Origin of the sequence: Streptomyces sp. HB132 (assembly GCF_016909575.1) — a bacterium.
Taxonomy (GTDB): domain Bacteria; phylum Actinomycetota; class Actinomycetes; order Streptomycetales; family Streptomycetaceae; genus Streptomyces.
Map to the genome: position 1 here is coordinate 1 of NZ_JAFBGA010000018.1, position 21,157 is coordinate 21,157.

Annotated in this window: 16 protein-coding genes; 4 read left to right on the forward strand and 12 right to left on the reverse strand. The window is 71.5% G+C overall.

Annotation, left to right across the window (positions count from 1 at the left end):
- Nucleotides 1-111: 111 nt before the first annotated feature.
- A complete protein-coding gene (locus tag JOC24_RS28555; RefSeq protein WP_205023298.1) occupies nucleotides 112-603 on the reverse strand; it encodes a glutathione peroxidase in 492 nt (163 codons plus the stop codon).
- Between the two features lie 31 nt (nucleotides 604-634).
- Nucleotides 635-1,186: a GNAT family N-acetyltransferase gene (locus JOC24_RS28560; protein WP_205023299.1), complete on the reverse strand. Its 552-nt coding sequence runs from the start codon at nucleotides 1,184-1,186 to the stop codon at nucleotides 635-637.
- Between the two features lie 361 nt (nucleotides 1,187-1,547).
- Here JOC24_RS28560 and JOC24_RS28565 point away from each other — a divergent pair, with 361 nt between their 5' ends.
- A complete protein-coding gene (locus tag JOC24_RS28565; protein WP_205023300.1) occupies nucleotides 1,548-1,979 on the forward strand; it encodes a DUF7144 family membrane protein in 432 nt (143 codons plus the stop codon).
- Here the strand turns inward: JOC24_RS28565 and JOC24_RS28570 are convergent.
- The 4 genes from JOC24_RS28570 to JOC24_RS33885 form a co-directional block, all read right to left on the reverse strand.
- Nucleotides 1,936-3,267 (reverse strand): chloride channel protein, encoded by a 1,332-nt coding sequence (locus JOC24_RS28570; protein ID WP_205023301.1) that lies wholly within the window; start codon nucleotides 3,265-3,267, stop codon nucleotides 1,936-1,938. The two genes, JOC24_RS28565 and JOC24_RS28570, sit on opposite strands and share 44 nt — an antisense overlap.
- Nucleotides 3,268-3,397: 130 nt before the next feature.
- Nucleotides 3,398-4,828, reverse strand: coding sequence for a DUF2252 domain-containing protein (locus JOC24_RS28575; protein WP_205023302.1), 1,431 nt, complete (start codon nucleotides 4,826-4,828; stop codon nucleotides 3,398-3,400).
- A 188-nt stretch (nucleotides 4,829-5,016) separates the two neighbouring features.
- A complete protein-coding gene (locus JOC24_RS28580) occupies nucleotides 5,017-5,976 on the reverse strand; it encodes a DUF389 domain-containing protein (RefSeq protein ID WP_205023303.1) in 960 nt (319 codons plus the stop codon).
- Between the two features lie 378 nt (nucleotides 5,977-6,354).
- On the reverse strand, nucleotides 6,355-6,486 hold the full coding sequence (locus tag JOC24_RS33885; protein ID WP_275588616.1) for a hypothetical protein: 132 nt from the start codon (nucleotides 6,484-6,486) through the stop codon (nucleotides 6,355-6,357).
- 47 nt (nucleotides 6,487-6,533) lie between these two features.
- Here JOC24_RS33885 and JOC24_RS28585 point away from each other — a divergent pair, with 47 nt between their 5' ends.
- Nucleotides 6,534-6,764 carry a DUF6011 domain-containing protein gene (locus JOC24_RS28585; RefSeq protein ID WP_205023304.1) on the forward strand — a complete coding sequence of 77 codons (231 nt, stop codon included), beginning with the start codon at nucleotides 6,534-6,536 and terminating at the stop codon, nucleotides 6,762-6,764.
- A gap of 11 nt (nucleotides 6,765-6,775) precedes the next feature.
- On the opposite strand, the gene JOC24_RS28590 is transcribed toward JOC24_RS28585, so the two are convergent.
- Both JOC24_RS28590 and JOC24_RS28595 read right to left on the reverse strand, forming a co-directional pair.
- Entirely contained in the window at nucleotides 6,776-7,654 is an 879-nt protein-coding gene (locus tag JOC24_RS28590; protein ID WP_205023305.1) for an acyl-CoA thioesterase, read from the reverse strand.
- Between the two features lie 34 nt (nucleotides 7,655-7,688).
- A complete protein-coding gene (locus tag JOC24_RS28595) occupies nucleotides 7,689-10,202 on the reverse strand; it encodes a DEAD/DEAH box helicase (RefSeq protein WP_205023306.1) in 2,514 nt (837 codons plus the stop codon).
- Between the two features lie 155 nt (nucleotides 10,203-10,357).
- Here JOC24_RS28595 and JOC24_RS28600 point away from each other — a divergent pair, with 155 nt between their 5' ends.
- Together JOC24_RS28600 and JOC24_RS28605 are read left to right on the forward strand one after the other, a co-directional pair.
- Complete coding sequence (locus JOC24_RS28600; protein WP_205023307.1) at nucleotides 10,358-11,149, forward strand: metal-dependent hydrolase; 792 nt, start codon at nucleotides 10,358-10,360, stop codon at nucleotides 11,147-11,149.
- A gap of 55 nt (nucleotides 11,150-11,204) precedes the next feature.
- Nucleotides 11,205-12,740, forward strand: coding sequence for an ATP-dependent DNA ligase (locus JOC24_RS28605; RefSeq protein ID WP_205023308.1), 1,536 nt, complete (start codon nucleotides 11,205-11,207; stop codon nucleotides 12,738-12,740).
- Between the two features lie 82 nt (nucleotides 12,741-12,822).
- Here JOC24_RS28605 and JOC24_RS28610 read toward each other — a convergent pair whose 3' ends face one another.
- The 4 genes from JOC24_RS28610 to JOC24_RS28625 form a co-directional block, all read right to left on the reverse strand.
- Nucleotides 12,823-14,181 carry an NAD(P)/FAD-dependent oxidoreductase gene (locus JOC24_RS28610; protein ID WP_205023309.1) on the reverse strand — a complete coding sequence of 453 codons (1,359 nt, stop codon included), beginning with the start codon at nucleotides 14,179-14,181 and terminating at the stop codon, nucleotides 12,823-12,825.
- A gap of 246 nt (nucleotides 14,182-14,427) precedes the next feature.
- Nucleotides 14,428-16,209 (reverse strand): ABC transporter ATP-binding protein, encoded by a 1,782-nt coding sequence (locus JOC24_RS28615; protein ID WP_205023310.1) that lies wholly within the window; start codon nucleotides 16,207-16,209, stop codon nucleotides 14,428-14,430.
- Entirely contained in the window at nucleotides 16,206-18,062 is a 1,857-nt protein-coding gene (locus tag JOC24_RS28620) for an ABC transporter transmembrane domain-containing protein (protein ID WP_205023311.1), read from the reverse strand. Before JOC24_RS28620 ends, JOC24_RS28615 begins: the two co-directional genes overlap by 4 nt.
- A 122-nt stretch (nucleotides 18,063-18,184) precedes the next feature.
- On the reverse strand, nucleotides 18,185-21,133 hold the full coding sequence (locus tag JOC24_RS28625; RefSeq protein ID WP_205023312.1) for an FAD-binding and (Fe-S)-binding domain-containing protein: 2,949 nt from the start codon (nucleotides 21,131-21,133) through the stop codon (nucleotides 18,185-18,187).
- Nucleotides 21,134-21,157 lie beyond the last annotated feature (24 nt).

Below are 21,157 nucleotides of genomic sequence, written 5' to 3' on the forward strand. Positions count from 1 at the left end.
GGGGGGGGGGCCGCGGGGGGGGGCCCCCGGGGGGGGGGCGGGGGGGGGGCGGGGGGGGGGGGGGGGGGGCCCCCCGGGGGGGGCCCCCCCCCCCCGCGACGCCTGTCCGCCCTACTTCCGCGGCAGGTTGGCCTCGATGGCCGCCAGGACCTCGGGCGCCTCCGGCTCGGTGCGGGGGCGGATCCGTGCGACGGGCTCACCGGCCGGGGAGATCAGGAACTTCTCGAAGTTCCACTGGACGTCACCGGCCGCGCCCTCCGCGTCGCCGAGCTTCGTCAGCTCCGTGTACAGCGGGTGCCGGTCCTCGCCGTTGACGTCGATCTTCTCGAGCAGCGGGAAACTGACCCCGTACGTCGTCGAGCAGAACGTCCGGATCTCCTCCGCCGTCCCCGGCTCCTGACCCGCGAACTGGTTGCAGGGCACCCCGAGAACGGTGAAACCGCGCTCCCCGTACTCCTTCTGCAACCTCTCCAGGCCGGCGTACTGCGGGGTGAGCCCGCACTTGGAAGCGACGTTCACCAGCAGGACCGCCGAGCCCTCGTAGGCTCCCAGCGTGGTCGGTTCGCCGGTCAGGGTGCGGAGCGGGATGTCGTGCAGCGTCATGGGGTATCTCCTCGGTGGCGTGGCGTCGCCTTCATTGTGACGCCCCCTCCGCCGAGGCCTCCCGGCGGCCGAGCGCCTTGTAGTAGAACGTGGTCGCCCTGAGCGTGCCGGACGGGTCCGCCGCGTAGCCCGGGACGGAGCCGCACGGGTTCCAGCCCGCCGCGAGGTAGAGGTGCTCGGCGTCGCTCCCCGTCTCGGTGTCCAGCACCAGGAGGGTCAGCCCCTCGGCTGCCGCCGACCGCTCCAGCGCGGTCAGCAGAGCCCGGCCGACTCCCCGTCCGCGCGCCGAGGGCCTGACGACCAGCTTGGCCACCTCCGCGCGGTGGCGGGCGTTGGGCAGGGCAGCCTTCACCAGGCCGATCGTGCCGGCCACCCGCTCGTCGTCCCGGGCGATCCAGACCTGTTGGCTGCCCGCCTCCACGGCGGCCGCCCGCTCCCGCCACCAGGTGGCGGCCGAGGTCCGGTCCAGCGGGACCAGGAATCCCACCGAGGCCCCGCCCTCCACGCTCTCGACCAGAAGAGCGGCGAGCTCATCGGCGTACGTGATCAGTTCGGGGCCGGACACCGGGACGATCTCGGTCATGAAGCAGGTCCTTTCACAGTCGGGGCAGGGCGATCATCGGTGCGTCGGGGACCGGCCGCGAATCCGGACGGCTTGCCGTCACACCCGCTGCCGGGCGGCCGTACCGGGACCGGCGGCTCGGTCCGGGTCTCCGCCCCCGTCGGCTGCCGGGACATCGTCGGTCGGGTGCAGAGCCCGGCCGGCCTGCGGTGAGGGTCGGGCGCTCCCGGCTCGGCATGTGCGGACGATATCCCCCAGCCGGACGGTCCGGGGTGGTCCGAATGCCGACCGGGGGAGGGCGTGCCAGTCTGATAAAGAGTGCATAAGCCGCAATGTCGGCATGTGTGTGCCGGCATCGGCTGCAGAATCAAGGAGGCCGGAGATGGCTGGAAGTGTGAGTGGGACGCGAACGGGTCACGACGCCGCCGCAGGGCGCAGGACCGCTCCGTCCGGCTGGATCGTCTTCGCGGCGGTCATGATGATCTTCGGTGGTGCCATGGCCGTTCTGGAGGGCATCGCCGCCATCGCCAAGGACGACCTGTTCGTCACGACGAGCGACTACGTCTTCAAGTTCAGCCTGACGGGCTGGGGCTGGGTGCACCTCATCCTCGGGATCGTCGTCGTCCTGGCGGGCTGCGCGCTGTTCACCGGGGCTATGTGGGCGCGGGCTGTCGGTGTCCTGCTGGCGGGGCTCCTGGTCGTCGCCAACTTCCTGTGGCTCCCGTACTACCCGTTCTGGTCCATCGTCCTGATCGCGATCAACATCTTCGTCATCTGGGCGCTGTGCTCGCCGCAGAAGGGCGCTCGAGCCTGAGCACCAGGACGTAGGAGACCACCACTGAGACGATCACGAGCGGCATGACGGTGATGCCCTCCGATCCCAGGAGCAGCGTGGCCAGCAGCACCGAGGTCATCGGCAGTCTGAGCATGGCGACGCACATGGCTCCGATGCCCATCGCGAAACCGGAGGTGGCGTTCAGGCCGGGCAGGTGCGAGAGCGCCAGTCCGCCCGCCGCTCCCAGGAACATCGAGGGGAAGATGGGGCCGCCCCGGAAGGCGCTCAACGACGCCGCGTAGGCGAGTGCCTTGCAGACGATCAGTACGACGAGCGTCGCGACCGTGTACGTGGCGTCCTCGGAGAGCAGACCGCCGAGGGCGTCCTGGCCGGAGTACAGCACCTCGGACGCGTTCCTGCCCGTGCTCTCGGCGTAGAGCAGCGCGAGGACGCCGACGGTGAGGCCCACCGCCACGGTCGCGATCACCCGCCGCTGCTCGACCCGCTCCCGCAAAGCCAGGGCGAGCCGTTTGACGCCTGTGCCCGCGAGGGCCGCGGCGGCTCCCAGGGCGATGGCCCAGCCGAACTCGGCGACGGTGGGCTGGGGCGTGTGCGGCACGTGAGGGAGGGCCAGGGAGTAGGTTCCCAGGCCCGTCCACGACCCCAGGCCGACGAAGATGAGCGATCCGATGCCCGAGGCCAGCAGCCCGGGCACCAGTGCGACACCGAGCATCATCCCGGCGAGACCGGACGCCTCCATCAGCAGGAAGGCGCCGATGAGCGGAGAGCCCAGCAGTGTGCTGACGGCGGCGAAGCTCCCCGCCGCCGCCACCATGGCACTCGCGTTCGGCGCGATGCCCGGCTTGAGCAGACGCACCGCGTACACAGCCAGGCCGCCGCCGAGGGCGATGAGGGGGGCTTCGGGGCCGAGGACCACACCGAGTCCGAGGGATGCCAGGGCGGCGAGCGCGACGCCGGGCAACTGTGCGGCTGTCGGCGCGCCCGTGTTCACGAAGCCTTCGGCGGGCTCGTGTCCGCCGGTTCCCGGGAGGTGGCGGATCACCAGGGCGGTCAGCAGGCCCGCCACGGCGAGCAGCGGCAACGGCCACCACGACGGCGTCCTCCCGAATCCCAGTGCGTGCGGGAGATCCGTGTAGGTCAGGTCCTGCAGTTCGTGGACGAGCGCCAGGAATCCGAACGCCGCGGCGGAGATGGGGACGCCGAGGGCCGCCACCATGATCAGAAGCACCGCGTAACCGCGGGTGCGGATGACCGAGAGCGGATCCGGGGTCTTGGCGCCGGGGGCTCCGGCCGGTTCGGCCGCCATGGTCATGGTCTCCTCGTGTCGGGTCCCGCCGGGGCGCCTGCCGGCTGCCCGGGTCCACACGGTGATACCACGATGTGCGGTTATGTCCGCCGAGTACCCGCTGGGTACGAGTGGCGAATCCGATCCCCTTCTACCTCTCGCCCTCCCCGGCTGCCGGAAGCCGGCCCGCGGCCACCGCGTCCACGAGCGCCCGGTGGTCCCTCTCGTTCTGGTCGGCGTACAGCTCGGCGAACGTCTCCAGAGCCCGGTCGAACACGTCGCCGTGGCCGAGGTAGGCCGCGATGGCGATGCGGTCGCCGGAACGTGCGTGCGCCCGGGCCAGCGTCGTCCCGCACAGCTCCCCGAACGCGGTCATGCCGCGCGGCACCATCAGCTCGGGTTCGGCGATGCCCTTCCAGTCGCGCAGCTGCCGTACGTAGAAGTCCCGGCGCTTCCCGTCGAACCCGTCCACCCGTTCCCAGCCCAGGAAGATGTCGCCCGCGGCCTGCATCAGCCGCTGGCCCGCCACCACGCGCTCACCCTGGTTCCGGTACGCACTGGCCCCCGCGTAGGGCGCCAGAACCGAGGTGTCCGCCTCCTTGGCCTGGAGGAAGAGCGGATCCTCACCGTCCCGGCCCAGCAGCAGGAAGATCCAGCAACGGGTCCCGACGCTCCCCACGCCCACGACCTTGCGGGCCATGTCCACGGGCCGGAAGTCCGCGAGCAGGGAACGCCGGTCGGACGGGAGGCTGCGGGCGTAACCCCGGATGAGCTTGCGGAACTGTTTCTCCGTCGCGCGCCGTTCCTCGTCGGGCAGCAGGTCCGAGAGCGGAACGAGCAGAGGCGGGTCCGGGGCGATGCGGAGTCGGCCGTCGGTCACCTCGGTCAGTTTGGCGAACACCTGCAGGCTGTCCCGGGTACGGGCCTTCGCCGTCGCGCCGGCGACACGCTTACGGCCCACAGCCGCCAGCTTGCCGGATGCCATCGCACTGAGGCGCTCCTCGTCAACCTTCGTGTACCAGACATCGAGATTGCGCATGTCCGCGAACCCGATCATCGACTCGCGGTACGACCGCACGGTGGCCCGGACGATGCGGGCCCGCTCCTTGTCCGAGAAGCCGTTCGCGCGGCCGGCGATCACGAGGCTCGCCACCAGCCGCTTGACGTCCCATTCCCAGGGTCCCGGCAGCGTCTCGTCGAAGTCGTTGATGTCGAAGAGCAGGTGGCGCTCGGGCGAGGCGAGCAGTCTGAAGTTCAACAGGTGGGCGTCACCGCACAGCTGGGCCCGTATCCCGGAGGCAGGCGTCCCGGACAGGTCGGAGGCCATGATCGCCGCGGCACCCCGGTAGAAGCGGAACGGTGACTCCGTCATCCGCCCGTACCGGATCGGGACGAGCTCCTGCACCCTGGTCGCGGACTGGGCCTCCAGGAGGGCCAGCGGATCGGGGCGGTCGGCCCGCGGCTCGTACGCGTCGTGGCTGGACCTGGGGACCCGCCGGCGGGCCGCCTTGCCGAGAGCGGCCCGTTCCTGGGGCGTCGCGCCCGGTACGGCGCGCAGCGGTGAGGTGCGTTCCTGGGGCATGGCGGCCTCCTGACTGCGTGCCGGACCGTGTGGGGCGGCCCCCTGCCTCCCATCATCCCGGCCCGGCCCCGTTCCGGCCGCTCGGCCCGGTCGCGTACCTCTTCTCGGCGAGGGCGAGGGCGAGGGCGAGGGCGAGGGCGAGGGCGAGGGCGAGGGCGAGGGCGAGGGCGAGGGGGCGGGCCCTCGCTTCAGGTCTGTCGGCCGCTCCGAGCGGCCTGTTTACGGCCCACGCGCCGCCAGATCGCCCGCTGTGACCTCAGCGCGAGGGCACCCACCACGATCAGCACGGCGATGTTGACCAGGAGCTGGATGAGAGAACCCCATGCCTCGGACCAGCTGCCGAAGGCCGTCGAGACGCTGATGGCCGCGGCCGCCGGGATGGTCGTCACCGAGATGAAGACCCCGAGCAGGGCGCTCGTGCGGGCCTCCGTGAGGGACACGATGCCGACGACACCGGCCAGGGCCGCGACGGCGAAGGAGAAGAAGTTGGGGGTGTTGATCAGGTTGGAGACGGGCCTCAGCCCCCGGTCGAACGCATCCGACTGCAGACCGAAGCCGCGGATGAGCAGACTGAAGAGGAAGGTGACCGCGACCGTCAGCAGAAAACCCCTCCAGAGGGCCGACAGCCCGGAGTGGATCATGCCCCGGTCCCCTCTGTCGAGACCGAGGGCCACGGCCACGATCGCTCCGTACTCAGGGCCGACGACCATCGCCCCGACGATCAGGATCTGGGAGTTGGTGACGATGCCGACCGAGCCGATCAGGCCCGCGATGACCAGGTACAGGTAGAAGCTCGGGGGGTACCTCCCCCCTGACCGGATGCGAGCCTCCACCTGCTCCCAGACCGGTGCGCCGGCGAGCGCCCCGAGCCGTCGGGTCGCGGCCTCCGAGACCGGCCCCGGGAACGCCATGTCGACCTGCTCGACGACGAGGGACCCGCGGAGGTCGAGCCGGAGATCCCGCAGGCCGCGCAGCACCTCGTTCGCGGCACCCGCAGGCATGTCGCACGCGACGGAGTCGCCGTCGGGATTGCGGGCGTCGCCCCGCCGCACGGTCAGGTTCAGGACGTACGGGTCGCCGGCGAGAAACTCCTCGACCCGCTCGGTGAGGTCCGGGGGGCTGACGGCGCGGACATGGATCAAGTCCACGCGCCACCCCCGCGATGCCGGGGGAGCGGCCGGGAGACGTTCCCGGGACAGTGGCTTTCGCGGGGGTACGGCGGATATTGGGCGGTCATGGACCGATACCCTCCCACAGCGGCGCACGGTCCGGCCGGCGACCTGCAGGCGGGCGTGCCCGTTTCGGGAGAGGGGCTCACCCGCGCCAATGGCGTCGGGTTCTTCGCCGAGGAGCTGGGGCCCGGCGAGCAACTCGGCACCGTTCCACACCGCCCCCGGCCGACACGGTCACCAGGGTGGCCGGCCGCCCCCGTCTGTGCTCGTGCGCCCACAGCACGAAGCAACGCGCACCTCGGCACGTGCCGCCCGGTAGGCGGGTGTCCCGCCCGGCGGCAGTTCGCGCTCCACCTACGCCACCACCCGCTCGGGCGCCGAGCCGTCCGCGGACAGCACCCGGTGCCCCGCCGGTGCGGGAACGCCGCCGCCGGCCGCCGGCCCCGCGTCCCGTGGCGCGGGCACCGTCCTCGGTACGCTGCTCACCGCTCGCCCCTCCGTGGTGTGTCGTACCCGCTTGAGAGGATCCGTACGTGGAATCTCCCGAGCCCCCTCCCGAACTCTTCCCCGGACCGCAGCCGGAAGCCGGCCCCCGCGAGGCACGCCGCCCGGTGCGGTGCGCCCTGTGCGGACGGCCCCTGACCGGCGCGGAGTCGCGCCGCACCGGGCTCGGTCCCGCCTGTGACGCCAAGCTGCACCCGGCGGGCCCGGACATCCGGACCCGCCGTCACGAGGTGGACCAGGACCCGCTGCCCGGCACCTGATCAGCGGCGCGCTACGCCCCGTCGAGGCGCCGGAACAGCCCCTCCTGGACCACGGACACCAGCAGCTGCCCCTGACGGTCGTAGATCCGCCCCCGGGCCAGCCCGCGGCCGCCCGTGGCGATCGGCGACTCCTGGTCGTACAGGAACCACTCGTCCGCCCGGAACGGCCGGTGGAACCACATGGCGTGATCCAGCGAGGCCATGTCGAAGCCGCGCGGCCCCCACAGCGGCTCGACGGGGATCCGCACCGCGTCCAGCAGCGTCATGTCGCTCGCGTACGTCAGCGCGCAGGTGTGCACGAGCGGGTCGTCGCCCAGGGGGCCGACCGCGCGCATCCACACCGCGCTGCGCGGGTCCGCGTCCTCGATCTCCTCCTGCGTCCAGCGCAGCCGGTCGACGTAGCGGATGTCGAAGGGCTGACGCCGCGCCATCCGCTCCAGCGCCTCCGGGAGACCGCCCAGGTGCTCGCGCACCTCGTCGGCGACCGTCGGCAGTTCGTCCGGATCGGGCACGACACGGGCCGGCGGCAGCTGGTGCTCGAATCCGGCCTCCTCCGGGCGGTGGAAGGACGCCGTCAGATTGAAGATCGTCCGTCCCTGCTGCACGGCCGTGACCCGGCGCGTGGTGAAGGACCGGCCGTCCCGCACCCGCTCCACGTCGTACACGATCGGGACGCCCGGGCGTCCCGGCCGCAGGAAGTAGGCGTGCAGCGAGTGCACCGGACGGTCCCCGTCCGTGGTGCGGCCGGCCGCCACCAGAGCCTGGCCCGCCACCTGACCGCCGAATACCCGTTGCAGGGACTCCTCGGGGCTGCGGCCGCGGAAGATGTTGACCTCGATCCGCTCCAGGTCGAGCAGGTCGACCAGGCGCTCGGCGGGGTTCGTCGTCATGCGGTTCTTCTCCACTCCTCGAGCCGGTACGCCGTCACAGCTGGCCCACGGCCGTGACCCGGACGACTGCCCGGCCCTCCTCGTCGGAGGCCGCGAGATCGACCTCCGCACGAATTCCCCAGTCGTGGTCGCCGGCCGGGTCGGCGAAGGCCTGCCACACCCGCCAGAGACCGTGCTCGGGGTCCTCGTCGATCTTCAGCAGCTTCGGGCCGCGCGCGTCCGGGCCCGTGCCCAGCTCCTCGTGCGCGTCCCAGTAGTCGTCCATCGCCTCGCCCCACGCGTCCTCGTCCCAGCCCGCGTCGGCGTCCAGTTCGCCCAGGTCGCGGACCCGGTCCAGAGCGGCCAGCTCCACCCGGCGGAACATCGCGTTGCGCACCAGCACCCGGAAGGCGCGGGCATTCGCCGTGACCGGCTTGACCTCGTCGGCCCGCTCCTGGGCCTGCTCGGCCGTCTCCACGTCCGGGTTGGCCAGCTGCTCCCACTCGTCCAGCAGACTGGAGTCCACCTGACGCACCATCTCGCCCAGCCAGGCGATCAGGTCCTCCAGGTCCTCGGACTTCAGGTCGTCGGGAATGGTGTGCTCGAGGGCCTTGTAGGCGCTCGCCAGATACCGCAGGACGATGCCCTCGGTGCGGGCCAACTCGTAGTTCGAGGTGAACTCCGTGAAGGTCATGGCCCGTTCGTACATGTCCCGGATCACCGACTTCGGCGACACCGGGTGGTCACCGACCCACGGATGGCTGGTGCGGTACACGTCGTAGGCGTGCCAGAGCAGTTCGCTCAGCGGCTTCGGGTACGTGACCTCCTGGAGCCGCTCCATCCGCTCCTCGTACTCGACGCCGTCCGCCTTCATCTGGCCGACGGCCTCACCCCGCGCCTTGTTCTGCTGGGCGGCCAGGATCTGCCGGGGGTCGTCGAGCGTCGACTCGACGACCGAGACCATGTCCAGGGCGTACGAAGGCGATTCGGCGTCCAGCAGGTCGAACGCCGCGAGGGCGAACGTGGACAGCGGCTGGTTGAGCGCGAAGTCCTGCTGGAGGTCGACCGTGAGCCGTACGATCCGGCCCTCGGCGTCAGGCGTGTCGAGCTGCTCCACGACGCCGCCGTCGAGCAGCGAGCGGTAGATCGCGATGGCTCGCCGGATGTGCCGCAGCTGGGCCCGGCGCGGCTCGTGGTTGTCCTCCAGCAGATGCCGCATCGCCTCGAAGGCGTTGCCCGGGCGAGCGATCACCGAGAGCAGCATCGTGTGCGTGACCCGGAAGCGCGAGGTCAGCGGCTCGGGATCGGACTGGATCAGCTTGTCGAAGGTGGTCTCCGACCAGGCGACGAAACCCTCGGGGGCCTTCTTGCGGACCACCTTGCGCTTCTTCTTGGGGTCGTCGCCCGCCTTCTTGACGGCCTTCTCGTTCTCGATGACGTGCTCGGGGGCCTGCGCGACGACGAAGCCCGCCGTGTCGAAGCCGGCCCGTCCCGCGCGGCCCGCGATCTGGTGGAACTCACGGGCGCGCAGGGTGCGTACCCGGGTGCCGTCGTACTTGGTGAGGGCGGTGAACAGCACCGTTCGGATGGGGACGTTGACCCCGACGCCCAGTGTGTCCGTGCCGCAGATGACCTTCAGCAGACCCGCCTGCGCGAGCTTCTCCACGAGCCGGCGGTACTTGGGGAGCATGCCCGCGTGGTGCACCCCGATCCCGTGCCGTACGTAGCGGGAGAGGTTCTGGCCGAACTTGGTGGTGAAGCGGAAGCTGCCGATCAGGTCGGCGATCTTCTCCTTCTCCTCCTTCGTGCACATGTTGATGCTCATCAGCGACTGCGCCCGCTCCACGGCCGCCGCCTGCGTGAAGTGCACGATGTAGACGGGCGACTGCCGGGTGTCCAGGAGCTCGGTGAGCGTCTCCGTGATCGGCGTCAGCCGGTACTTGTAGCTCAGCGGGACCGGCCGGGTCGCGGAGCGCACCACGGACGTGGGGCGGCCCGTGCGGCGGGTCAGGTCCTCCTCGAACATCTTGACGTCGCCGAGCGTCGCCGACATCAGCACGAACTGCGCCTGCGGCAGCTCCAGGATCGGGATCTGCCAGGCCCAGCCGCGGTCCTGCTCCGCGTAGAAGTGGAACTCGTCCATCACGACCTGGCCGATGTCGGCGTACCTGCCGTCACGCAACGCGATCGAGGCGAGCACCTCGGCGGTGCAGCAGATCACCGGGGCGTCGGCGTTGACCGAGGCGTCCCCGGTCAGCATGCCGACGTTCTCCGTGCCGAAGAGCTTGCACAGGTCGAAGAACTTCTCCGAGACCAGCGCCTTGATCGGCGCGGTGTAGAACGTGACCTTGTCCTGGGCCAGCGCGGTGAAGTGCGCACCCGCCGCGACCAGGCTCTTGCCGGAGCCCGTGGGGGTGGAAAGGATCACGTTCGCCCCGGAGACCACCTCGATCAGCGCCTCCTCCTGAGCCGGATAGAGGGTGATGCCCTGGGATTCGGTCCATGACGAGAAGGACTCGAAGAGGGCGTCCGGGTCGGCGGTCGGGGGGAGCTGATCGATAAGGGTCACGCCCCCATCTTGCCTCTCTCCTGCCCGTATGAGGGAACCGGAGGACCCGGCGAAGATCACGGACGATACGCTGCCCACTCAACTCGGCCGCCGCGCACAGGTCATGGCGGCCCGGCCTGACACACGGCCGAATCACGATGGGGGCGGGAACAGCCATGATGGGACCGGCACACTCACTGTCAGGGGCAGCGGCCTGGCTGGGGGTGGGTGCCGCGGCCGCAGCCGCGGGCCACGCGATGCCCTGGCCCGTCCTGGTCGTGGGGGCCCTGATCACGGCGGGCGCCGCGCTCGCCCCTGACCTCGACCACAAGTCGGCCACGATCTCGCGTGCCTTCGGCCCCGTCTCCAAAGGGCTCTGCGAAATAGTCGACAAGCTCTCCTACGCCGTCTACAAGGCGACCAAGGGAGCGGGGGACCCGCGCAGGACCGGAGGCCACCGCACTCTCACCCACACATGGCTGTGGGCCGTACTGATCGGTGCGGGCTGCTCCGTGGCGGCGATCACCGGCGGCCGGTGGGCGGTGCTGGCCATCCTCTTCGTCCATCTCGTCCTCGCCGTCGAGGGACTGCTGTGGCGCGCGGCCCGCGTCTCCAGCGACGTCCTGGTCTGGCTGCTCGGCGCGACCAGCGCGTGGATCCTGGCAGGCGTCCTGGACCAGCCGGGGAACGGGTCCGACTGGCTGTTCACCGCGCCCGGCCAGGAGTACATGTGGCTCGGGCTGCCCATCGTCCTCGGAGCCCTCGTCCACGACATCGGCGACGCCCTCACGGTCTCCGGCTGCCCGATCCTGTGGCCCATACCGTTGGGCCGCAAGCGCTGGTACCCGCTCGGGCCGCCGAAGTTCATGCGCTTCCGGGCGGGCAGCTGGGTCGAGATGAAGGTGCTGATGCCCGCCTTCATGGTCCTCGGGGGAGTGGGCGGCGCCGCCGCCCTCAACATCATCTGACCGTCCCGAGCCCTTCCGGGGGGCGGTGAAGCCCTCGGCGTAGCACGATGGCCGCATGCTGCTCGCCAGGATCGCCCACGTGTCCCTGGAGGTCGCCGCGACCTCGGCCCGGAGCCGGAAGACCGCCCTGCTGGCCGGGCTCTTCCGGGACGCCGGGCCGGACGACGTCCCGGTCGTGATCCCATACCTCGCAGGCCGCCTCCCGCAGGGGCGCCTCGGGATCGGGTGGAGCACCCTGCGCGTCCCTGTGACGCCCGCCGGCGAACCCACGCTGACCGTGGCGGGGACGAACGCCGAACTCACCGCGATCGGCGCCCTGAGCGGCCCGGGCTCGCAGGCCGCACGCAAGGAACGCCTGACCCGGCTGCTGGGCGCGGCAACCGCGGACGAGCAGTACTTCCTGCGCGGACTGCTCACCGGGGAGGTGCGCCAGGGAGCGCTGGACGCCGTCGCCGTCGACGCCCTGGCGGACGCCGCCGGGGCACCTCCCGCGGACGTGCGGCGCGCGGTCATGCTCGCCGGATCGCTGGGGCCCGTCGCCCGTACGCTGCTCGCGGAGGGCCCCGGAGCACTCGCTTCGTTCCGGCTCACCGTCGGCCGGCCGGTCCAGCCCATGCTCGCCCACACCGCCCGCTCGGTCGTCGAGGCGATCGACCGGCTCGGGCCCTGCGTCGTCGAGGAGAAGCTGGACGGCATCCGCGTGCAGGTGCACCGCGACGGGCCGCGGGTACGCGTCTACACCCGCGCGCTCGACGACATCACCGACCGGCTCCCCGAGGTCGCCCTGGCCGTGGGCCGCTTTCACGCCGACCGGTTCATCCTCGACGGCGAGGCGATCGCCCTGGGGTCCGACGGGAGACCGAGGCCGTTCCAGGAGACCGCCGGCCGGGTGGGCTCCCGGCGCGACGTCGCCACCGCGGCGGACGCCGTCCCGGTGGTCCCGGTGTTCTTCGACGTGCTGTCCGTGGACGGACGCGACCTCCTCGACCTCCCCTTCTCCGAACGCCACCGGGATCTGGCCGCACTGGTTCCCGAGGAGATGCGCGTACGGCGCGTCGCCGTGGAGTATCCCGCGGACGAGCGCCGGCGGGCGGCTGCCGTTGCGTTCTCCGAGGACACCCTGGCCCGCGGGCACGAGGGAGTGGTGGTCAAGGGCACGGCGGCGCCCTACAGCGCGGGCCGGCGCGGTGCCTCCTGGCTGAAGGTGAAGCCCGTGCACACCCTCGACCTGGTCGTGCTCGCCGCCGAATGGGGTCATGGCAGACGCACCGGGAAGCTCTCCAACCTGCATCTGGGCGCGCGCAGGGACGACGGCACGTTCGCGATGCTGGGCAAGACCTTCAAGGGGCTCACGGACACCCTGCTCAGCTGGCAGACGGAACGCCTACGGGAGCTGGCCACCGCCGACGACGGACACGTGGTGACGGTGCGCCCCGAACTCGTCGTGGAGATCGCCTACGACGGGCTCCAGAGCTCCACCCGTTACCCGGCGGGTGTCACGCTGCGGTTCGCCCGCGTCCTGCGCTACCGGGAGGACAAGCGGGCCCAGGACGCGGACACGGTCGACACGGTCCTCTCGCGCCGGACCTGACAGCCGGCACGGCCCTACGCCGGACACGGCGCCGGCCCCCGCCCGCACGGCGAAGGCCGGGGGAGGGGGCCGGGACGGCGGCTCAGCCGCCCGAGGCACCAGCGGTGTGCGCGCGGATCTCCTCCGGCGTGAGGTAGGCGTCGGTGTACTCGAAGTCACGCAGGGTCGCCTGCTTGCGGGCCTGGAAGCCCGTGCGCACGAAATCGTCACCCGCGATCGCGTTGAGCAGCCAGTTGGTCATGACCCGGGTCTTGGCGACGTTCGTCCGCAACGCCGCCCAGTGGTAGCCGCGCGCCGCGGCCTGTGCGGGCATGCCCCTCAGCTCGATCCCGAGCGGCTTGGAGACGGCGTCCCGGCCGCCGAGGTCCACGACCAGGCCGAGGTCCTTGTGGACGTACGGCTGCAGCGGACGGCCGCGCAGCGACGCGATGATGTTGTCCGCCAGCTTGCGGCCCTGGCGCATGGCGTGCTGGGCGGTGGGCGGGCAGATCGCCCCGTCCCCCTTGGACAGGTCCGGAACCGCCGCCGCGTCGCCGAGCGCGAACACCCCGTCGATGCCCGGAAGGCTCATCTCCGGTGTCACGGCGAGCCGGCCGCGCACCGTCTCGGCGTCGAGGGTGGCGACGAGCGGACTCGCTGCGACACCCGCGGTCCAGATCAGCGTGCGGCAGGGCAGTACCCGGCCGTCCGTGAAGGTCACCTTGTCCGGGCCCGCCTCCGCCACGGAGACACCGAGTGAGACCTCGATGCCGCGCTTGCGCAGGATCTCGAGGGCGCTGAGACCGAGCTTGTCACCGAGTTCGGGCATGAGCTTGGGTGCGATGTCGATCAGGTGCCACTTGATGAGCTCGGGGTCCAGCCTCGGGTAGTGCTTGACGGCGTTGCTGGTGAGCAGTTGCAGACACGCGGCCGTCTCCGTACCGGCGTACCCGCCGCCCACCACCACGAACTGCAGTCGCGACGCCCGCTCCTGTTCGTCGTGACTGGCGTCGGCCAGATCGAGCTGGGAGATGACGTGGTCCCGGATGTAGGCGGCCTCGGCCAGGGTCTTCATGCCCCGGGCGTTCTCGACGAGCCCGGGGATGTCGAAGGTCCTGGTGACACTGCCGGCGGCCAGCACGATGTAGTCGTACGGCTCGTTCACGATCTCGTCCGTGATCTTGCGGACCACACAGACCTTCGCCTTCGTGTCCACTCCGATCGCCCCGCCCGGCACGATCCGGGTGCGGTGGCGCCGACTGCGCCGCAGGGATACGGCGACCGACTGGGGGGTGAGCACCCCGGAGGCGACCTGAGGGAGCAGCGGCAGGTAGAGCTGGTACGAGAACGGGGTGACGAGCGCGATGTCCGCCTCGCCGGGCGCGAGACTGCGCTCCAGCCGGCGCACGCACTCGACCCCCGCGAAGCCGGCGCCGACAACAAGAATCCTGGGTCGTGCCACGGTGTGCGTCCCTTCTCGGGTTTACGCGGTCATCGCTCGCCTGCCCCGTATCCGGAGCCAGTCACTCCCTCATCCTCACCGGAGGGGGCCCGGTTCGCCTCTTGTGCGGCGAGGCGGTGACATGTCCCCTGGCGGCGGGGCGGTGGCATGACGCACGGCATCGCGTCCGACGGACCGCCGGCACCCCGTGTCCGCGTGCGGCGCGCGACCGGTCCGCGCGCGCCGCACGCGGACCGGTGCGGCGGCTCAGCCGTGCCAGGAGCGCCACAGCGCCGCGTACGCGCCGTCCGCCGCCACCAGCTCGTCGTGGCTGCCGAGTTCGCTGATCCGGCCGTCCTCGACCACCGCGATCACATCCGCGTCGTGCGCGGTGTGCAGCCGGTGCGCGATCGCCACGACCGTGCGGCCGTCCAGCACCCGTGCCAGCGAACGCTCCAGATGACGGGCGGCCCGAGGGTCCAGCAGGGAGGTCGCCTCGTCCAGCACCAGCGTGTGCGGGTCCGCCAGGACGAGACGCGCCAGGGCGATCTGCTGCGCCTGCGCCGGGGTGAGGGCCAGGCCGCCCGAGCCGACCTCCGCGTCCAGCCCCTTCTCCAGGGCCTTCGCCCAGCCGTCCGCGTCCACCGCGGCCAGCGAGGCCCACAGTTCCGCGTCCTCGGCGTCCGTACGGGCGAGCAGGAGGTTGTCACGCAAGGAGCCCACGAACACGTGGTGCTCCTGGTTGACGAGAGCCACATGGCTCCGGACCCGCTCCGCCGTCATCCGGGACAGCTCGGCGCCTCCCAGCGACACGGAGCCCTCCCGGGGGGCGTAGATACCCGCCAGCAGCCTTCCCAGTGTCGACTTGCCCGCACCGGACGGCCCGACCAGCGCCAGCCGTGTACCCGGGGCGACGTCCAGCGACACCTCGTGCAGCACGTCGACGCCCGCGCGGTAGCCGAAGCGCACCTCCTGCGCCCTGACCTCCCGGCCGTCGGGACCGACGAGGTCGTCACCCGCGTCGGGCTCGATCTCCCGCACGCCGACGAGCCTGGCCAACGACACCTGCGCGACCTGCAGCTCGTCGTACCAGCGCAGGATCAGGCCGATCGGATCCACCATCATCTGCGCCAGCAGCGCCCCCGTGGTCAGCTGTCCGACGGTGATCCAGCCCTCGATCACGAACCAGCCGCCGAGCATCAGCACCGCGCCGAGGATCGTCACGTAGGTGGTGTTGATCACCGGGAACAGCACCGAGCGCAGGAACAGGGTGTAGCGCTCCCAGGCCGTCCACTCCTCCACCCGCCGGTCCGACAGCGCGACCCGGCGGGCCCCCAGCCGGTGGGACTCGACCGTACGTCCGGCGTCCACGGTCTCGGCGAGCACCGCCGCGACCGCCGCGTACCCCGCGGCCTCCGAACGGTACGCGGAGGGCGCCCGCCTGAAGTACCAGCGACAGCCGGTGACCAGCACCGGAAGCGCGATCAGCACGGCGAGGGCCAGCGGCGGGGCGGTGACGGTCAGCGCGCCGAGCAGCAGCCCGGCCCAGACCACACCGATCGCCAGCTGCGGGACGGCCTCACGCATCGCGTTGGCCAGCCGGTCGATGTCCGTCGTGATCCTGGACAGCAGGTCCCCGGTGCCGGCCCGCTCCAGGACACCGGGCGGCAGCCCGACCGACCGTACGAGGAAGTCCTCGCGCAGGTCGGCGAGCATCTCCTCGCCGAGCATGGCCCCGCGCAGCCGCATCGTCCGCGTGAAGACGGTCTGCACGACCAGCGCCACGGCGAACACGGCGGCCGTGCGCTCCAGATGGAGGTCCGTCACACCGTTGGAGAGGTCCTCGACGAGCCCGCCCAGCAGGTAGGGCCCGGTGATCGACGCGATCACCGCGACCGCGTTGACCGCGATGAGCACGGCGAAGGGCTTGCGGTGACGACGCAGCAGAGCGCTCACATACGCCCGTACGGTCGTCGGCGTCCCGACCGGCAGCGTCGTCGCCGACTCCGGTGCGGCCGGGTCGTACTCAGGTGGTGCCAGGCCGATCATGCCGTCTCCTCGATTTCCTCGACCGCTCGGCCCGGCCGGAGGCCGTCGACCGCGGTGAGCCCGTCCTGTGCGGCCTGTGCGGCGGCCTCGGTCTCGGTGTCACGGGTCACGACCGCCCGGTAGCGCGGTTCGTCCCGCAGCAGTTCGCGGTGCGTGCCCACCGCCACGACCGTGCCTCCGTGCAGGAGCACGACGCGGTCGGCGAGGTCCAGCAGCAGCGGGGACGAGGCGAACGCCACCGTCGTACGACCCCGGCGCAGCTGTTCGATGCCCGCGGCGACCCTCGCCTCCGTGTGCGAGTCCACCGCGGACGTCGGCTCGTCGAGGACGAGTGCCTCCGGGTCGGTGACCAGCGAGCGTGCCAGGGCGAGCCGCTGCCGCTGACCGCCGGACAGGGACCTGCCGCGCTCGGTGATCCGTGTGTTCATCGGGTCGCCGTCGGTCTCGGCCGACGCCTGGGCCAGCGCGTCCAGCACGTCACCGCACCGCGCGGCGGCGAGTGCGTCCTCGGCGGTGACACCCCCCGAGGACGGGACGTCCAGCAGCTCCCGCAGCGTCCCCGAGAGCAGCACCGGGTCCTTGTCCTGCACCAGTACCGCGGACCGTGCCGAGTCGAGCGGCAGCTCGTCCAGCGGTACACCGCCGAGCAGTACCGAGGGCACCTGCGCGGACGCGTCGTCCGCCCCGGATGCCTCATCCGGCTCGGCGTGACCGCCGAGCCGTTCCGCCAGCCTCCCCGCTTCGTCCGGGTCGCCGCAGACCACGGCGGTGAACAGGCCCTCCGGCGCCATCAGCCCGGTCACCGGGTCGTACAGGTCCCCCCGCGGCACCGCGCCGTCCGCCGTCGGAGGGCGGGTGGTGCGACGCAGGGACAGCACCCGGACCGCGCGCTGCGCGGACGGGCGTGAGAAGGAGTACGCCATGGCGATCTCCTCCACGTTGCGCAGCGGGAACAGCATCAGGGTCGCCGCGCTGTACACCGTGACCAGCTGGCCGACGTCGATCCGGCCGTCCCGGGCCAGCGTCGCGCCGTACCAGACCAGCGAGATCAGCAGAACTCCCGGCAGGAACACCTGGATCGCCGAGATGACCGCCCACATCCGGGCGCTGCGCACCGCGGCCTCGCGGACCTCCTGGGAGGCGCGCCGGTAGCGCCCGAGGAAGAGCTCCTCGCCGCCGATACCGCGCAGCACCCGCAGTCCGGCGACCGTGTCGGACGCCAGCTCCGTCGCCCGGCCCGCCTTTTCGCGCTGCAGGTCCGCCCGGCGGGTGGCCCGGGGGAGCAGCGGCAGCACGGCCAGCGCCAGGGCCGGGGTGGCGACGGCGACCAGCACTCCGAGCGACGGCAGGTAGAACACCAGTCCGACGCAGATCAGCACGAGCGCGGTCGCGGCGGCCAGGAAACGCGACAGCGCCTCGACGAACCAGCCGATCTTCTCGACATCGCCCGTCGAGACGGCTACGACCTCTCCGGCCGCCACCCTCCGGGTGAGCGCCGAACCCAGCTCGGCCGTCCTGCGCGCCAGCAGTTGCTGCACCCTGGCCGCAGCGGTGATCCAGTTGGTGACCGCCGTCCGGTGGAGCATGGTGTCGCCCACGGCGATGAAGACGCCGAGGACGGCGAGGAGGACCCCGGCGAACGCGAGATCCCGGCCGGAGCGGTCGATGACGGCCTGCACCGCCAGGCCCACGGCGAGCGGGAGGCCCGCGATCGCGCAGTGATGAAGCAGCCCCCAGCAAAGGGACTTGAGCTGGCCGCCGAGCTGACTTCGCCCGAGCCAGAACAGGAAACGGGGGCCTGACCGAACATCGGGATCGCCGGGATCCGAGTACGGAAGATCGCGAATCTGCATGACGTCCCAAAGAATCGGAAGCGAAGATCAATGGTCGATCCCGCGGAACAGTGGGGGACCAAACCGTGCAAGGTTCGCTTCCTGACCCCGCCCGGGGCAACCGATTATTCCCGCCCGACCTCTCAGGGCCGGATGACGGGCCGGGTCGCCCGTTCGAGCTCGATGAGTGCCGAGTGGTAGCGGTGGCCGGTCGCCCGGTCCATGCCGATCTCGCACATCCGGTTCGCCGACAGATAGGCGTCGTAGCGCCGGGTGTTGACCTCCGCCGCCTCCTTGGCGGTCGCCGAGTCGGTAAGTTCCTTGTGCAGCATGCCGCGGTCGCCCGCGAACCCGCAGCAGCCGACGTCGTCGGGCACGACCACCTCTTCGGCGCATGCCTCGGCCAGCGTGCGCAGATGTGCCACATCACCCAGATGCTCCATCGAGCACGTGGGATGCAGGACGGCCGCTCCCGCCCGGCGGAACACCGTCAGGTGGGGGAGCAGCTCGTCGGCGGCCCAGACGAGCGAGTCGACGAAGGTCAGTTCCTCGTGCAGAGCCCTGTTGTCCTCGGTGAGATACGGCACCACCTCGTGAGCCAGGCCCAGCGTGCACGACGACGCGTCGACGACCACCGGCAGCGCGCCACCTCCGGTCCAGCCCCAGGCGGCCTCCACGATGCGGTTGGCCATGACCGCGTTCGCGACGTCGTACCCCTTGGAGTGCCAGATCGTCGCGCAGCAGGTCCCGCTGACGTCCTCGGGAATCCATACCGGCCTGGCGGCCCGCGCGGACAAGGAGACGACGGCCTCGACCTGCGACAGCGCCCCCGCATCCCCGGGGCCGGCGAAGATGCGGTTCACACAGGCCGGGTAGTAGACGGCTTTCGCACCTGCCCGCGAGGTGGGCGGCAGCGCTCCGGAGGCGGCGCCGGGGGTCTCGGGCAGCCATTCCGGAACCAGGTCCGGGTCAACGGCCTTGCGGGCGAGCCGGGTCGCGGCCCCGAGCAGCCGGTCGCCGCCGTGGCGGGAGATGACACCGGCCATGCCGAGGGCGACCCGCGCCGAGGCCTCGACGACCTTGAAGTGCCGCGCGGTCACAGCCGCGACCCGCTCCTCACGCGGGGAGTGCCGGTGATGGCGGAAGTCCTTCATCATCGCGCCGGTGTCGATGCCGACAGGACAGGCGAGTTTGCACGTGGAGTCGCCCGCGCAGGTGTCCACCGCGTCGTAACCGTAGGCGTCCAGCAGTCCTGACTCCACCGGTGAGCCGCCCGGCTGCCGCATCATCTCCCGGCGCAGCACGATCCGTTGACGCGGAGTGGTGGTGACGTCCTCACTGGGGCAGGTCGGCTCGCAGAACCCGCACTCGATGCACGGGTCGGCGACCGGCTCGACCCTGGGGATGGTCTTGAGGCCACGCAGATGCGCCGTCGGATCCCGGTCGAGGACGATCCGGGGTGCCAGGACCCCGCCGGGGTCGATGGCCCGCTTCGTACGCCACATGAGCTCGGTCGCGGCGGCGCCCCATTCCCGCTCCAGGAAGGGGGCGATGTTGCGGCCTGTGGCGTGTTCCGCCTTCAGCGATCCGTCGAAGCGGTCGACGACGAGCGTGCAGAACTCGTCCATGAACGCGGCGTACCGGTCGACGTCGGCCGGTTTCGCGGCGTCGAAGGCGAGGAGGAAGTGCAGGTTTCCGTGTGCCGCGTGCCCCGCGACCGCGGCGTCGAACCCATGGACGGCCTGGAGCGCGAGCAACGCCTCGCAGGCATCCGAGAGCCGGGACGGCGGGACGGCGAAGTCCTCGGTGATCAGCGTCGTGCCCGAGGGGCGCGAGCCGCCGACGGCGGTGACGAACGCCTTGCGCGCCTTCCAGTACCCGGAGACGGTGGCGGCGTCCCTGGTGAACGCGTTCGTCACGGATGCGGCGGGGGCCACCAGATCGAGACCCGCCAGGACAGCGGCCGCCTCCCGCTCGCAGGCGGCCAGCGCGCTCTCGTCCGGGGCGCGGAATTCCACCAGGAGAGCCGTCGTCCCCCGGGGGAGAGCCGCCCAGTCCGAGGGGACGCCCTCGACCCTGACCGAGGCCCGCAGGGTGTTGCCGTCCATCAGCTCGACGGCGATCGCCCCCGCCTCGTTGAATCGCGGCACGGCCGCCGCCGCCGCCGTGAGCGAAGGGAAGAACAGCAGCGCGGAGGAGACGTGGCGGTCCAGGGGCAGGGTGTCGAAGACGACCTCGGAGATGAATCCGAAGGTTCCCTCGGAGCCGACCATCAGGCCCCGCAGGATCTCCACGGGTGTCGATCCGTCGAGGAACGCGTCGAGACGGTAGCCGTTGGTGTTCTTGATCTCGTACTTGGCACGGATCCGGGTGGTGAGCCGCGTGTCTGCCTCGATCTCCGCCTTGAGCGCCAGCAGTTCGTCGCACAGACGCGGTTCCGCGCGGCGCAGGAGCTCGTCGGCATCGGCCTCGCCCGTGTCCACGACCGTGCCGCTCGGCAGGACGAACGTCAGCGAGGAGACCGTACGGTACGAATTCCGCGTGGTCCCCGCGGTCATGCCCGAGGCGTTGTTCGCCACGACACCGCCCACGGTGCAGGCGATGGCACTGGCGGGATCGGGCCCCAGGATCCGGCCGTGCCGGGCGAGCGCGGCGTTGGCCCGCATGACGGTGGTCCCGGGCCGGATCCTGGCCCGGGCGCCGTCGTCCAGTACCTCGATGCCCGTCCAGTGCCGGCGTACGTCGACGAGGATGTCCTCGCCCTGCGCCTGGCCGTTCAGACTGGTGCCGGCCGCCCGGAAGACGACCCCGCGGTCGTTGCCGTGTGCGTAGGAGAGGATCGCGGAGATGTCGTCGAGGTCCTCGGGGACCAGTACGACCTGCGGCAGGAAGCGGTAGGGACTGGCGTCGGAGGCGTACCGCACGAGGTCGGAGATCTTCCACAGCACCTTCTGCGGACCGAGCAGAGCGGTCAGGCCGGCCCGCAGTTCCGCCGGGGTCCCCGATGCCTTCCAGCCGGGCACCCGGTCGGGGGACGCCGTACGGGGCGTACGCGGGCGCAGGGCTTCCGGATCCGGCTCCAGCAGCGGCATGTCACGATCCCCTCGACGGCGCGG

Coding starts and splice junctions, on each gene's coding strand:
- JOC24_RS28600 (WP_205023307.1), top strand. CDS start 10,358: ATGATGGGACCGGCACACTCACTGTCAGGGGCAGCGGCCTGGCTGGGG.
- JOC24_RS28620 (WP_205023311.1), bottom strand. CDS start 18,062: ATGCAGATTCGCGATCTTCCGTACTCGGATCCCGGCGATCCCGATGTT.
- JOC24_RS28590 (WP_205023305.1), bottom strand. CDS start 7,654: ATGACGACGAACCCCGCCGAGCGCCTGGTCGACCTGCTCGACCTGGAG.
- JOC24_RS28560 (WP_205023299.1), bottom strand. CDS start 1,186: ATGACCGAGATCGTCCCGGTGTCCGGCCCCGAACTGATCACGTACGCC.
- JOC24_RS28605 (WP_205023308.1), top strand. CDS start 11,205: ATGCTGCTCGCCAGGATCGCCCACGTGTCCCTGGAGGTCGCCGCGACC.
- JOC24_RS28615 (WP_205023310.1), bottom strand. CDS start 16,209: ATGATCGGCCTGGCACCACCTGAGTACGACCCGGCCGCACCGGAGTCG.
- JOC24_RS28565 (WP_205023300.1), top strand. CDS start 1,548: ATGGCTGGAAGTGTGAGTGGGACGCGAACGGGTCACGACGCCGCCGCA.
- JOC24_RS28555 (WP_205023298.1), bottom strand. CDS start 603: ATGACGCTGCACGACATCCCGCTCCGCACCCTGACCGGCGAACCGACC.
- JOC24_RS28625 (WP_205023312.1), bottom strand. CDS start 21,133: ATGCCGCTGCTGGAGCCGGATCCGGAAGCCCTGCGCCCGCGTACGCCC.
- JOC24_RS28575 (WP_205023302.1), bottom strand. CDS start 4,828: ATGCCCCAGGAACGCACCTCACCGCTGCGCGCCGTACCGGGCGCGACG.
- JOC24_RS28570 (WP_205023301.1), bottom strand. CDS start 3,267: ATGGCGGCCGAACCGGCCGGAGCCCCCGGCGCCAAGACCCCGGATCCG.